At 72.2% G+C, this 13,839-nt stretch carries 11 protein-coding genes; 10 read left to right on the top strand and 1 reads right to left on the bottom strand.

The features are described from left to right. From ACZ4U1_RS37500 to ACZ4U1_RS37465, 8 genes are all read left to right on the top strand, one after another. The coding region (locus ACZ4U1_RS37500; protein ID WP_467908645.1) for an acyltransferase domain-containing protein at positions 1-3,015 on the top strand (3,015 nt) is incomplete at its 5' end. Between the two features lie 56 nt (positions 3,016-3,071). Continuing rightward, entirely contained in the window at positions 3,072-4,274 is a 1,203-nt protein-coding gene (locus tag ACZ4U1_RS37495; protein WP_467908644.1) for a macrolide family glycosyltransferase, read from the top strand. 1 nt (position 4,275) lies between these two features. After that, complete coding sequence (locus ACZ4U1_RS37490; RefSeq protein WP_467908643.1) at positions 4,276-5,265, top strand: NAD-dependent epimerase/dehydratase family protein; 990 nt, start codon at positions 4,276-4,278, stop codon at positions 5,263-5,265. Positions 5,266-5,273: 8 nt separating this feature from the next. Beyond that, the gene (locus ACZ4U1_RS37485) at positions 5,274-6,497 is read left to right on the top strand and encodes a glycosyltransferase (protein ID WP_467908642.1); all 1,224 of its coding nucleotides are present in this window, start codon (positions 5,274-5,276) and stop codon (positions 6,495-6,497) included. Between the two features lie 40 nt (positions 6,498-6,537). Further along, positions 6,538-7,662 carry a DegT/DnrJ/EryC1/StrS family aminotransferase gene (locus ACZ4U1_RS37480; protein WP_467908641.1) on the top strand — a complete coding sequence of 375 codons (1,125 nt, stop codon included), beginning with the start codon at positions 6,538-6,540 and terminating at the stop codon, positions 7,660-7,662. Between the two features lie 26 nt (positions 7,663-7,688). Further along, positions 7,689-8,753 (top strand): glucose-1-phosphate thymidylyltransferase, encoded by a 1,065-nt coding sequence (locus tag ACZ4U1_RS37475; RefSeq protein WP_467908640.1) that lies wholly within the window; start codon positions 7,689-7,691, stop codon positions 8,751-8,753. Then, positions 8,750-9,733: a dTDP-glucose 4,6-dehydratase gene (gene rfbB, locus ACZ4U1_RS37470; protein ID WP_467908639.1), complete on the top strand. Its 984-nt coding sequence runs from the start codon at positions 8,750-8,752 to the stop codon at positions 9,731-9,733. Before ACZ4U1_RS37475 ends, rfbB begins: the two co-directional genes overlap by 4 nt. Then, positions 9,730-11,190, top strand: a complete 1,461-nt coding sequence (locus ACZ4U1_RS37465) for an NDP-hexose 2,3-dehydratase family protein (protein WP_467908638.1) — start codon at positions 9,730-9,732, stop codon at positions 11,188-11,190. The genes rfbB and ACZ4U1_RS37465 overlap by 4 nt, the downstream gene beginning before the upstream one ends. 32 nt (positions 11,191-11,222) lie before the next feature. Here ACZ4U1_RS37465 and ACZ4U1_RS37460 read toward each other — a convergent pair whose 3' ends face one another. Next, the gene (locus ACZ4U1_RS37460; protein WP_467908637.1) at positions 11,223-11,852 is read right to left on the bottom strand and encodes an acyltransferase; all 630 of its coding nucleotides are present in this window, start codon (positions 11,850-11,852) and stop codon (positions 11,223-11,225) included. Positions 11,853-12,065: 213 nt separating this feature from the next. On the opposite strand from ACZ4U1_RS37460, the gene ACZ4U1_RS37455 reads away from it, so the two are divergent. Further along, complete coding sequence (locus tag ACZ4U1_RS37455; protein ID WP_467908636.1) at positions 12,066-13,067, top strand: 3-oxoacyl-ACP synthase III family protein; 1,002 nt, start codon at positions 12,066-12,068, stop codon at positions 13,065-13,067. Beyond that, a complete protein-coding gene (locus ACZ4U1_RS37450; protein WP_467908635.1) occupies positions 13,055-13,825 on the top strand; it encodes a thioesterase II family protein in 771 nt (256 codons plus the stop codon). The genes ACZ4U1_RS37455 and ACZ4U1_RS37450 overlap by 13 nt, the downstream gene beginning before the upstream one ends. Positions 13,826-13,839 lie beyond the last annotated feature (14 nt).

Raw genomic sequence — 13,839 nt, 5'->3', positions numbered from 1 at the left:
GCTCCGTCGCTGGAGCGGGTGGATGTGGTGCAGCCGCTGTCGTGGGCGGTGATGGTGTCGCTGGCCGCGCTGTGGCGCTCGTACGGTGTGGAGCCGGCCGCTGTGGTGGGTCACTCGCAGGGTGAGATCGCTGCGGCCTGTGTCGCGGGTGGGCTGACCCTGCGCGATGGCGCCCGTGTGGTGGCCCTGCGGTCGCAGGCGATCGCGGCGAGCCTGGCCGGTGACGGTGGCATGGTCTCCCTGGCACTCAGCGCGGAACAGGCCGCCGATCGGATCGCCGCCTGGGACGGTCGTATGGAGATCGCCGCCCTGAACGGCCCGGCCTCGGTCGTGGTCGCTGGTGAGCCTGCCGCCCTGGACGAGCTGATCGCCGCCTGCGAGGCCGACGAGGTCCGTGCCCGCCGTATCCCGGTGGACTACGCCTCTCATACCTCTCACGTGGAGCGGATCGAGGACGACCTCGCCAAGGTCCTGGCCGAGGTCGGCCCGCAGACCTCCACCGTCCCCTTCTTCTCCACGGTCGAGGCTGACTGGCTGGACACCGAGGCTCTGGATGCCGGGTACTGGTACCGCAACCTGCGTCGCACGGTCCGTTTCGAGGACGCCGTACGCGCTCTCGCCGACCAGGACCACACGGTGTTCGTGGAGGTGTCGGCGCACCCGGTGCTCGCGATGAGCATCCAGGACACCGCCGACGACGCGGCCGTGACCGGCACCCTGCGCCGCGACGACGGCGGCCTGGACCGCTTCCTGACCTCTCTGGGTGAGCTGTGGGTCAACGGCGTCGACGTCGACTGGGCACAGGCCTTCACCGGCACCGGCGCCCACCACACCGACCTGCCCACCTACGCCTTCCAGCACCGCCGCTACTGGCTGACCGTCGACCCCTCGACCGCGGGTGACGTCGGAGCCGTCGGGGTGCTGCCGGCCGGGCATCCGCTGCTCGGGGCGGCGGTCGACCTGCCGGAGGCGGAAGGGGTCGTACTGACCGGACGCCTGTCGGCGCAGGCCCATTCCTGGCTCGCGGGCGAGGGCGGGAGCGTGCTGCTGCCCGCGACGGCGTTCGTGGAGCTGGCCGTGCACGCGGGCGACCAGGTCGGCTGCGACACGGTGGCGGAGCTGACGCTCCGGGAGCCGCTGGTGCTGCCCGCACGGCGCGCCGTGCAGCTGCGGGTGCGGGTGACCGAGCCCGACCCGGAGGGGCGGCGGGTCTTCGGCGTCCACTCGCGGGCCGAGGACGCTCTCCCGGGCACTCCGTGGGCGTGCCACGCCACCGGGCTGCTGGTGGAGGCCGGTGCGCCGGTGCCGCAGTGGGAGCCGGCCGCCTGGCCCCCGGCGGGGGCGACCCGGGTGGAGACGGACCGGGTGGACGCCCTGTGGCGGGGCGCCGACGGCGAGGTGTTCGCCGAGGTGAGCCTGGCCGAGGGGCAGCGGGCGGAGGCGGCCCGCTACGGCCTGCACCCGGCACTGCTCGACGCGGCCGTCGAGGCCGCGCGGTGCGTGGCGGACGGCGGCGAGGACATGGACCGGCTGCTGGTGCCCACGGCCTGGCGGGACGTCGTCCTGCACGCGGTGGGGGCGGAGCGGCTGCGGGTGCGGATCGGCGGCGGGCGGCCGGAGGGCGTGTCCGTCGAGCTGGCCGACCCGAGCGGCGCGGCCGTCGCGACGGTACGGCTGATGACGCTGACCGCCCTGGACCCGGCGGAGTTCGCGGAGTTCGCGGAGTTCGAGGGGTCCGAGGAGTTCGACGGGCGGATGGGTCCGGACGGCTCCGCTCCGGTGCGTACCGTGGTCCGGCGTCCCGTTCCGGCGCGCCGCACCGCGGTGTCCGCCGGTGACGCGGGCGAGCCGGGGCTCGCGGTCCGGCTGGCCGGGCTGGCGGAGGCCGAGCAGGTGCGGGTGCTCACCGAACTGGTGCAGGCCGAGGCGGCCGTGGTCCTCGGGCTTCCCGGTCCGGACGCGGTGGAGGCGCGGCGCGGCTTCTTCGAGCTGGGCTTCAACTCGCTGATGGCGATGGAGCTGCGCAACCGGCTCAACGCGGCCACCGGGCTGCGGCTGCCGGCGTCGCTGCTGTTCGAGCACACCCGGCCGGCCGCCGTGGCCGCCCATCTGCGCGGGGAGCTGACGCGTGCGTCGGCCGAGGGCGGGCAGGCGCCGGGCGGTATCGAGGCGATGTTCCGGCAGTCGTTCGCCGAGGGCCGGCATGTCGCGGGCAACGAGCTGATCATGGCGGCCTCCCGGTTGCGGGACGCCTTCGACGTCGCGTCGGCCGCGGGCCACGCGCCGGAACCGGTGCCGCTGGCCACGGGCGCGCAACGGCCCCGGCTGTTCTGTCTGCCGGCCGTGGTGGCGACCGCCGGACCCCAGCAGTACGCCCGTTTCGCCGAGCGCTTCCGTGGCCGCCGGGACGTCACGGTGCTGCCCCAGCCGGGCTACCTGCCCGGCGAGCGGATCCCCGCCGACATGGCGGCGCTGACCGAACTGCACGCGCAGACCCTGCGCCGCGTCGCCGGTGAGGAGCCGTTCGTGCTGGTGGGGCACTCCGCGGGCGGGCAGATCGCGCACGCCGTGACCGCGCGTCTGGAGACCCTCGGCATCCAGCCCGCGGCCCTGGTGCTGCTGGACGTGCCGTGGCCCGAGGACGACGCGGAGAACGCGGAGGTCGGCGCGGCGATGCTGGGCGTGGCCTTCGACCGGGAGCGGAAACTGGGCGGCGGCATCATGAACGACGTCCGGCTGACCGCCATGGGCGGCTACCACCGGCTCCTGGCCGACTGGCGTCCCGAGCCCGTCAAGACGCCGACGCTGCTGGTGCGCGCCACCGAACCGATGCCGTCGGCGTCCGGAGCCGAGGAGGACGACCCGGTGATGCTCCGCGTCGACTGGAAGCTCGGCCACACCGCGCGGGACGTGCCCGGAAACCACTTCAGCATCGTCGAGGACCATGCCGGGGACACCGCCGGCGTGGTCGAGGAATGGCTCACCGACATCACCGCGAACGGCGCGGCGGGCTGAGCGCCCGTCGAGTGTCCGTAGCAAGCGAAGCAAACGCCCAACGAAAGTCAGGACTTGTGACCAAGCACATCGCCGTTCTCGGAGCCCCGTACCACGGGCATGTGAACCACACCCTGCCCGTCGTCGCCGACCTCGTCGGCCGCGGACACCGGGTCACCTATGTCACCACCGAGCATTTCGCGCCGTCCGTGTCGGCGACCGGTGCCCGCGTGGTGACGTACGAGTCGGTCTGGCCGGCCGAGCGCAGCGTGCCGCCGGAGATGTCGGCGGACGAGATGGCGGCGGGACCGCTCACGATGCTCCGGGAGAACGTGGCGGTCACGGCCGCCGCCGAGCGGGAACTGGCCGGGGACCGGCCGGACGTGGTGGTCTACGACACCCTCATGAACTTCTCCGGCCGGGTGCTGGCCGAGAAGTGGGAGAGGCCGGCCGCGCAGCTGGTCCCGATGCTCGCCTCCAACGAGCACTTCTCGGTGCTCGCGGCGCTGGCGCAGGAATTCCCCGCGATGGACCCGCAGCACCCGGCGCTGCTCGAATTCGGCATGAAACTGGCCGAGTTCCGCATCGGGCACGGTCTGTCCGTGCCGGGCCCCGGCGACATCCTCGGTGTGCCGGAGGACCTCAACGTGGTGTTCGTGGCCAGGGAGTTCCAGCCCGCCGCGGACACCTTCGACGAGCGGTACGTCTTCGTGGGCCCCGCGGCGACCGTGGGCGGCGAGGCGGCCTCGTGGCAGCCGCCGCAGGATGCCGGGCCGGTGCTGCTGATCGCTCTCGGCACGCTGTTCAACGAGCGGCCCGACTTCTACCGGGCCTGCCTGAAGGCCTTCGCCGACCTGCCCTTCCACGTGGTGATGGCGACCGGCGAGCATGTCGACGCCGCCGAGCTGGGCGCCGTACCGGAGAGCTGGGAGGTGCACCGGCAGGTGCCGCAGCGTGCCGTGCTGGAGCACGCCACGGTCTTCGTCACGCACGCGGGCATCCGCTCCACGATGGAGTCGCTCGCGGCCGGCGTCCCGCTGGTGGCCGTGCCGCAGTCGGTGGAGCTGGACTTCACCGCGCGGCGCATCGCGGAGCTGGGCCTCGGTGTGCGCGTCGCCCGTCAGGAGGCCTCCCCCGAGGCGCTGCGCGAGGCGGTGCTGACGGCGGCCGAGGACGCCGGGATCCGGCAGCGAGTGACCGCCATGGCCGGGCACGCCCGCGCGGGCGGCGGCGCGGCCGCGGCGGCGGACGCGATCGAGGCGTACGCGGAGCGGGTCTGAGATGGCGGCGGGACACTGGGCCGGCCGCACGGTCCTGGTCACCGGGGGACTGGGCTTCATCGGGTCCCACTTCGTGGAGGAGCTGCTGGGCCTGGGCGCACGGGTGCTGTGCCTGTACCGCCGGGACCACCCGGAGGTACGGGCCGAGCTGCCCGTCACCGAGGCGCTGACGACCCTGCGGGTCGACGTCCTGGACGAGCGGGCGCTGCGGGCGGCCGCGGACACGGTCCCGGCGCTCGACATGGTCGTCAACTGCGCGACCCTCGACGGCAACATGCAGTTCCTGCTCCAGGAGGCGGGCCGCATGCTGGACGAGAACATGCGCATCGTCTCCAACGTGCTCAACCTCGCCCGTGACCGGGCGGTGCCCGACGTGGTGCTGATCAGTTCGGCCGAGATCTACGCGTACGACGAGACGCGGCCCGCGCGCGAGGAGGACGACCACCGGCGGCACATGGAGTTCTCGCCGAACGGCTACCGGATGTCGAAGATGTTCACCGAGGTGCTCGCGGACCTGTACCGCACGCAGTTCGGCATGAACATCTACACGCCGCGCCCCACCAACGTGTACGGGCCGCGCGACGACTTCGCCACGACGACGAACCACGTCATCCCCAACATGCTGATGCGGCTCGCCGCCGGGCAGGACGTCGAGGTCTGGGGCGACGGAAGTCAGCTGCGGACCTTCATCCACGTGCACGATCTCGTGCGCGCGGTGCTGTGCATGGTGCGCTCCGGGGAGTATCCGGCGCTCAACATCGGGACGCCGGAGCCGGTCTCCATCCGGGATCTGGCGTTCCTGGTCGCCCAGGCGGCCGGTCAGGACCCGGACCGGATCCGGTTCGCCCCCGACAAGCCCGTCGGGGCGAGCCGGCGGGCGCTCGATCTGGAGCGGTTCCACAAGGTCGTCGATTTCACGCCGCGCCCGCTGACGGACGGCCTGCGGGACACCGCGCGGTGGTACCGGAAAAACGTGCTGGAGGTCCAGTGAAGGTTTCGTTGCAGACGTTCGGAACCCGCGGTGACGTGCATCCGTTCCTGGCGCTGGGCATCGGCCTGCGCCGGCGCGGACACGACGTCAGCGTCGCGACGTCGACCGACTTCAAGGCGATGGTCGAGCTGGCCGGCCTGGAGTTCCGCGAGATACCCGGAAAGGCGGCCGACCACTTCGCCGACCCCGACGTCATCCGGGCCATCCGCAAGAGCGCCTCGTCGCTGCGCACCGCGCTGGTCATGAAGCGGCCCACCACGGAGGAGTTCGCCCACTCCGTGGAGCGGATGCAGGAGGCCGCCGAGGGCGCCGACTTCGTGCTCACCTCGATGATCTGCCGTGGCTACGGGTTCGCGGGTGCCACCGCGCCCTGGGGCACCGTCAACTGGTGGCCGATGACCCCGACCCGGGAGTTCCGCGCGTACAAGACCCCCGACCTGCCGCTCGGGCCCGCCTACACCCGGTTCACGCACGCCATGTCCGCCCAGTTGGAGTGGGCCGTGCACCGCCCGGCCGTCAACAAGGTCCGCACCCGTCAGGGGCTGGCGCCGCTGAAGAAGTCGCCGATGGGCACGCTCGCCGTCGAGCACCCCGTCCTCTATCCGTACAGCCCCGCCTTCATGCCGCCCCCGGCCGACTGGCCGGCCCGCGCCCACGTCACGGGCTACTGGGTCTGGGAACGCCCCGAGCAGGAGCCGCCGGCGGGGCTGGCGGACTTCCTCGACAGCGGCTCCCGGCCGCTGGTGCTCGCCCTGGGCAGCGCCTGGCCGGTGTACGGCGAGCAGACCTTCCACGCCGTGCGGGACGCGGTACGGCACGCCGGGCGGCGCCTGGTCGTGGTGGGCGGGCCCGAGGGCACCGCCTCCGACGACGTGTTCCGGGTCCAGGAAGTGGACTACGGCTGGCTCTTCCCGAGGGCGGCCGCGGTGATCCACGGCGCGGCCTTCGGCACCACCGCCGACACGCTGCGCGCCGGTGTGCCGCACGTGACCGTGCCGTGCTGGGCCGACGGCCCGTACTGGGCGGCCCGGCTGGCCGAGATCGGCGTCGCGCCGGCCCCGGTGCCGTTCCAGCGGATGACCGGCGAGCGGCTGCGGCAGGCCGTGGCGGCCGTTCTGGACGACCCCCGGCCCGCCGAACGGGCCGCCCTCATCGGCGAGCGCGTGCGCGCCGAGCGGGGCGTGGACACGGCCTGCGACCTCATCGAGACCACGGTGGCCGCGGCCGCCTGACCCACCCCCCACCCCTCAAGGCTTGGAGAGTCACACCCGCATGACCACGTACGTTTGGGACTACCTTCCGGAATACCAGGACGAGCGCGCCGACATCCTCGACGCCGTCGAGAAGGTCTTCTCCTCGGGACGCCTGGTGCTCGGCGAGAGCGTCAGCGGCTTCGAGGCCGAGTTCGCCGCCTATCACGGCATGCGTCACTGCACCGGCGTCGACAACGGCACCAACGCCGTCAAGCTCGCTCTCGAAGCGGTCGGTGTCGGGCCCGGCGACGAGGTGATCACCGTGTCCAACACGGCCGCCCCCACCGTCGTGGCCATCGCCGGCGCCGGTGCCACGCCCGTCTTCGTGGACATCCGCGCCGAGGACTACCTGATGGACACCGACCAGGTCGCCGCCGCGATCACCCCGCGCACCAAGGCCCTGCTGCCGGTGCACCTGTACGGGCAGTGCGTGGACATGGCGCCCCTGGAGTCCCTCGCCGCCGAGCACGGCCTCGCCCTGGTCGAGGACTGCGCGCAGGCCCACGGCGCCCGCCACCACGGCCGGCTCGCCGGCACGATGGGCGACGTCGCCGCGTTCAGCTTCTACCCGACCAAGGTCCTGGGCGCCTACGGGGACGGCGGCGCGGTCCTCACCGACGACGCCGGCACCGACGCCGCCCTGCGCCGCCTGCGCTACTACGGCATGGAGAAGGTCTACTACGTCGTCCAGACGCCCGGCCACAACAGCCGCCTGGACGAGGTGCAGGCCGAGATCCTGCGCCGCAAGCTGACCCGCCTCGACACCTACATCGCCGGCCGCCGTGCCGTGGCCCGCCGCTACGAGGAGGGCCTGGCCGACCTCACCGGCCCCGGTGGCCTGCAGCTGCCCGGAACCAACCCCGGCAACGAGCACGTGTACTACGTGTACGTCGTCCGCCACCCGCAGCGCGACCTCATCATCGAGCGCCTGAAGAGCGAGTACGACATCTCCCTCAACATCAGCTACCCGTGGCCGGTGCACACCATGACCGGCTTCGAGCACCTCGGCTACGGCAAGGGCGCCCTGCCGGTCACCGAGGCGCTGGCCGACGAGATCTTCTCGCTGCCGATGTACCCCTCCCTGCCCGTGGACCTCCAGAACACCGTGATCGGTGCCCTGCGCGACGTCCTCAAGACGCTGTGACCCCACGCTTCGATAAGGAGTCCCCGGTGAAAGCACTGGTGTTGTCCGGTGGCATGGGGCTGCGGCTGCGGCCGTTCAGCCACTCGATGCCCAAGCAGCTGATGCCGCTCGCCAACAAGCCCGTCCTGCTGCACGTCATCGAGCAGTTGCGCGGCCTGGGCGTGACCGAGATCGGTGTCGTGGTCGGCGAGCGGTCGGAGAAGATCAGCCAGTACCTCGGCGACGGCACCGAGTTCGGCGTACGGCTGACGTACATCCCGCAGGACGCCCCGCGCGGGCTCGCGCACTGTGTCGCCATCTCCCGCGAGTTCCTCGGCGACGACGACTTCGTCATGTACCTCGGGGACAATCTGCTCCCCGAGGGCGTGGACGACATCGCCGCCGAGTTCCGCGCCCGGCGTCCCGCGGCCCAGCTCGTGGTGCACAAGGTGGCCGACCCCCGCGCCTTCGGCGTCGCCGAGGTCGACGGCACGGGGCGGGTGCTGCGGCTGGTGGAGAAGCCCGATCAGCCGGTCAGCGACCTGGCGGTGGTCGGCGTGTACTTCTTCACGGCGGCCATCCACCAGGCCGTGGCCGCCGTGGAGAGCAGCGCCCGCGGCGAACTGGAGATCACCGACGCCATCCAGTGGCTGGTCACCCAGGGCGCGGAGGTGCGGGCCAGCACCTACCACGGCTACTGGAAGGACGCCGGGCAGATCGACGACGTCCTGGCCTGCAACCGCGAACTCCTGGACCGGCTCAAGCCGTCCGTCGACGGCGAGGTCGACGCGCACAGCGAGCTGATCGGGGCCGTCGTGGTGGAGGAGGGCGCCCGGGTCGTCCGCTCCCGGATCACCGGGCCGGCGGTCGTCGGCGCCGGCGCGGTCGTGGAGGGCAGTTCGATCGGCCCGCACACCTCCATCGGCGAGGGCTGCCGGCTGCTCGGTGTGCAGGTGAGCGACACCATCGTGCTGGAACGGGCCAGCATGAGCGGTGTCACGTCGGTCCGCGGCTCCATCATCGGCCGCGAGGCCAGCGTCAGCGCCGCCGAGACCGACGGATCCCACCGGCTGATCGTCGGCGACCACGCGCGCGTGGAGGTGGCCGCATGAGGCTGCTGGTGACCGGCGGTGCCGGGTTCATCGGGTCCGCCTACGTCCGTACGCTCCTGGCGGGCGGCTACGCCGGCTACGAGGACGCGTCGGTGACCGTGCTGGACAAGCTGACCTACGCCGGCAACCGGGCCAACCTGCCCGAGCGGCACGACCGGCTGGACTTCGTCCAGGGTGATGTCTGCGACACCGACCTGCTGCGGCACCTGCTGCCCGGACACGACGCGGTGGTGCACTTCGCCGCCGAGTCCCACGTGGACCGCTCCATAGCCGACCCCTCCGTGTTCGTGCGCACCAACGTCGTCGGCACCCAGGCCCTGCTGGAGGCCTGCCTGCACACCGGCGTGGAACGGGTCGTGCACATCTCCACCGACGAGGTGTACGGCTCCATCGAGTCCGGCGCGTGGACGGAGGAGTGGCCGCTGGCCCCCAACTCGCCCTACGCGGCGTCCAAGGCGGGCAGCGACCTGCTGGCCCGGGCCTACGCCCGCACCCACGGCCTGGACGTGTCCGTCACCCGCTGCTCCAACAACTACGGCACCCACCAGCACCCCGAGAAGCTCATTCCGCTGTTCGTCACCCGCCTGCTGCGCGGTGAGACCGTCCCGCTGTACGGCGACGGCTCGAACGTCCGTGAGTGGCTGCACGTGAGTGACCACTGCGCGGCCGTCCAGCTGGTCCTCACCCGCGGCCGGGCCGGCGAGGTCTACAACGTCGGCGGCGGCACCGAGCGGACGAACCGGCAGATCACCGACCTGCTGCTGCGGCTGTGCGGGGCCTCGCCCGACCAGGTGCGGCAGGTCACCGACCGCAAGGGCCACGACCTGCGCTACGCGCTGGACGACACCAAGATCCGTCAGGAGCTGGGCTACGCCCCGCGCGTGCCCTTCGAGGAGGGCCTGGCCGGCGTGGTCGACTGGTACCGCACGAACCCGGACTGGTGGCAGACGTCCGTCGCCGACCACGGGGTGGCCGCGTGACCGCCCCGGCGCCTCCCGCGGCGCTGCACCGCTGCGAGGACCCCGACCTGTCCGCCCGGCTCACGCGGTCGGCGCGGGAACGGGAGGGGACGATGCTGCCGACGGCGCAGGCCGAGGCCTGGCTGGAGGAGCGCCGGCAGGCTCATCCCTTCCAGGTGGAGCGGGTGCCCTTCGCCGAGGCGGACGGCTGGAGCTTCGACGAGGCCACCGGCAACCTCGCCCACCGCAGCGGGCGGTTCTTCACCGTCGAGGGACTGCGGGTGAGCACGGAGACCGGCCGGTGGCGCCAGCCCGTCATCAGGCAGCCGGAGATCGGCATCCTCGGCATCCTCATGCGGGACTTCGGCGGGGTGCCGCACTTCCTGATGCAGGCCAAGATGGAGCCCGGCAACCCGAACCTGCTCCAGCTGTCGCCGACCGTCCAGGCCACCCGCAGCAACTTCACGGGCGTGCACAAGGGGGCGCCCGTGCGCTACCTGGAGTACTTCGCCGGTCCGCTGCGCGGCCGGGTGGTGGCGGACGTCCTGCAGTCCGAGCACGGCAGCTGGTTCTACCGCAAGCGCAACCGCAACATGGTGGTCGAGGTGGACGCCGACGCCGAGGTGCCCCTGGCGGACGACTTCCGCTGGCTGACCCTGGGCCAGATCCACGAGCTGCTCGGCCGGGACAACGTGATCAACATGGACTCGCGGACGGTGCTGTCCTGCCTGGCCCCGTTCCTGTGGCCGTCGGCGCCGGGGGACGAGGCGCTCACCCCGACCGCCGAGCTGCTGGGCTGGCTGACCGGGCAGCGCGCCACCCGCGACATCGAGGTGAGCCGGATTCCGCTGCGGGAGACGGAGGCCGAGGGGTGGCTGCGCGGGCCGGAGGAGATCGCCCGTCCGGACGGCCGGTACTTCAGCGTGGTCGCGGTGTCCGTGCGGGCCGGCAGCCGTGAGGTGAACAGCTGGCACCAGCCGCTGTTCGCGCCGCGCGGGCCGGGTGTGGTCGCCCTGGTGACACGGGAGTTCGGCGGCGTACCGCACGTGTTGCTGCGGGCCCGTGCCGAGCCCGGCTTCCACGGCGTGGTGGAGCTGGGCCCCACCGTGCAGTGCGTGCCGGACAACTACGACCCGGCCGACCGGCCGCCGCTGCTGGACTGGGTACTGTCGGCCGACCCGGCGCTGGTGCGCTACGACACCGTGCACTCCGAGGAGGGCGGACGGTTCCTGGACGCGGTGGCCCGCTACACCATCGTGGCGGCCGACGCGACGCTGCCCGCCGAACTCCCGGCCGACTTCGCCTGGTTCAGCGTGCCGCAGCTGAGCGGTCTGCTGCGGCACGAGCACTATGTCAGCGTGCAGGCCCGCACCCTGCTGGCCTGTCTGAACACGCTGCCCCGGACCCAGGCGCCGCCCCGCCCGTCACCCCCGCTACCGCGTCCGTCGCAGCCGCTGCGGCCGCGGTGGGCGTCGTAGCGGGCGTGGCCGTCACACGGCGCGGTGCGCCGTCAGTCGCCGGAGGGGCCGTCGTGGGGTGCCGCCTCCCCGTCGGGGACCAGGGTGTCGCTGTCGCGCTCGGTGTACCGCTCGCCTGTGCTCGGGCAGCGGAAGCGGCCGTTCCCCTCGTCCTCCAGGGGTACGCCGGCCCGCCCGACCCACTTCACGCGGCGGGCCGGCGCCCCCGCCACCAGGGCGAAGTCGGGCACGTCCCGGGTGACGACGGAGCCGGCGGCGACCAGCGACCAGCGGCCGACCGTCACCGGCGCCACGCACACCGCGCGGGCGCCGACCGAGGCGCCGTGCCGGAGGGTCACCCCGACCGGGGTCCAGTCCTGTGGCCCCTTCGGGGCACCGGCGGGGGTCACGGCACGGGGGTGCGGGTCGTTGGTGAGCACGGCGGAGGGCCCGATGAACACGCCGTCCTCCACCACGGCGGGCTCGTAGACCAGGGCGTGGTTCTGCACCTTGCAGTTGTCCCCGACCGTGACGCCGGGCCCGATGTACACGCCCCGCCCGATGGAGCAGTCGCGGCCCACCACCGCGTCCTCCCGTATATGGGCCGTGCCCCAGACGGACGTGCCGTCGCCCACGGTCGCCTTTTCGTCGACCTCGGCACCGGGCGCAATGCGAGCGTTCATCATTCCTCCGTCGGTGAAAAAACCGTGCAGGTATATGAGTACCGTACTGCCAAAATTCAGGTGTGATGCACATCACGTGTGGGAGGGGCGATGTTCCGTCGACCCGGCTTGACATGGAGATTGTCGCTGTAATTGGGTAGTGGTCGGTAAAGACGGGGGCGTGAAGGGATTTCCGCGATGCAGGTAAACGGGGTATACATTGACTCGCTCGGCGTGCACCTCTCGGAATGGGTGTCCGTTGCCGACGCGGAGGGCCCGGGGGATTACGAGCGCGGCGAGTTCACCGCGGCCGGCCTGACCGGCACGCACGTGGCCGGGGACACGCCGGCCGTCGACATGGCGGTCCTGGCCGCCCGCAGCGCCGTCGAGCGCTCCAGCGTGGACCTGTCGGCGATCGACTCCCACATCCACGGCAGCGTCTACTACCAGGTGCCCGAAGGCGCGTACGCACCCGGCTACATCCTGCGTGAGCTGGGCGCCGGCCACATCCCTTCGCTCGACGTCCAGCAGGGCTGCGACGGTGTGCTGGGCGCGCTGGAGACGGCCGCCGGACAGATCACCGGCGTCGCCCGCCGGCAGAACGTCCTGCTGACCACGGCCACGAACTTCAGCTCCCCGCTCATCAACCGCTGGCGTGATTTCGGCACCTCGTCCCTTTACTCGGACGGTGCCCTGGCGGCCGTGGTGAACGGCCGTGGCGGATTCGCCGAGGTCCGGTCGATGAATTCCGGGACGCTGCACAGCCTGGAGCAGTGGCACCGCGGTCAGGAATCCCTGCTGCCGCCCGACGGAAATCCCCGGAAGTATTTCAACGTGGGGGAGCGGTCGCAGTATTTCGTGGACAATGTCATGGGCTTCGCCGAGCTCTTCGAGACGTTCACGAAATTCGACCTCGGTGTCATCAACGATTCCATCATCGACGCCGGAATGACCGCCGCCGACATTTCCAAGGTCATCACGATCAACGTGGACAAGCGGATGATCGAGCACGCCCTGCTGCGCCCGCTCGGCATTCCCGAGGACCGGCTGATCTGGGAGTACGGAGCCTCCGTCGGACACGCCGGCGGCGCCGACATCCTCATCTCCCTGGAGCACGCGGTGCGCACCGGCGAGGTCGCGGTCGGCGATCACGTCCTGGTGACCTCGCAGGGCCCCGGCTGGGTCTGCTCCTCCGCCGTCCTCACTATCCGGGAGCAGCCGGCGTGGGCGAAGTAGACACCGCCAAGTGGATCCACCGGTACGAGTCGGCGCCCGACGCCTCCCGGCGGCTGGTGTGCTTCCCGCACGCCGGCGGCGCGGCCCCGTACTTCGTACCGGTGGCCCGGGCCATGGCGGGCGACACCGACGTCCTCGCCGTGCAGTACCCCGGACGCCAGGAACGCCGGAGCGAACCCTTCCTCGACTCCATCGACGCGCTCGCCCGCGCCGCCGTGGACGCGCTCGCCCCCTGGCTCGACCGGCCCGTCACCCTCTTCGGGCACAGCATGGGCGCCATGGTCGCCTTCGAGGCGGCCCGCCTGCTCGAAGCCGAGGGCAGGGCACCCCGGGGACTCGTCGTCTCCGGCCGCCGGGCCCCGACCTGTGTCCGGTCCGCTCCCGACCTGGTGCACCTGCAGGACGACGAGGGGCTGATGACCGAGATCCGGCGGCTGAACGGCACCGACGAACGGATCCTGGCCGACGAGGAACTGCTGCGCATGATCCTGCCCGTCATCCGCAGCGACTACCGGGCCGTGGAGAGCTACCGCTACCGCCCCGGCCCGCTCCTGAGCTGTCCGGTCCTCGCCCTCATCGGCGACAGCGACCCCCAGGTCACCCCGGAAGAGGCGCGGTCCTGGGCGGAGCACACCACCGGACCGTTCGACATGACCGTGTTCCCCGGCGGCCACTTCTACCTCAACTCCCAAGGGGACGCGGTGATCCGGGCCATCACCGAGCACATGGCGGCCGCGGACTCCACGACGGCGCGCTGAGCGGCCCCGCCGCC

The sequence above is a fragment of the Streptomyces sp. NPDC028928 genome (assembly GCF_055564915.1).
Note: the sequence above shows the minus strand (reverse complement) of the source record. Positions and strands in the feature narration are given on the sequence as shown.

Coding starts and splice junctions, on each gene's coding strand:
- ACZ4U1_RS37460 (WP_467908637.1), bottom strand. CDS start 11,852: ATGAACGCTCGCATTGCGCCCGGTGCCGAGGTCGACGAAAAGGCGACC.
- rfbB (WP_467908639.1), top strand. CDS start 8,750: ATGAGGCTGCTGGTGACCGGCGGTGCCGGGTTCATCGGGTCCGCCTAC.
- ACZ4U1_RS37490 (WP_467908643.1), top strand. CDS start 4,276: ATGGCGGCGGGACACTGGGCCGGCCGCACGGTCCTGGTCACCGGGGGA.
- ACZ4U1_RS37480 (WP_467908641.1), top strand. CDS start 6,538: ATGACCACGTACGTTTGGGACTACCTTCCGGAATACCAGGACGAGCGC.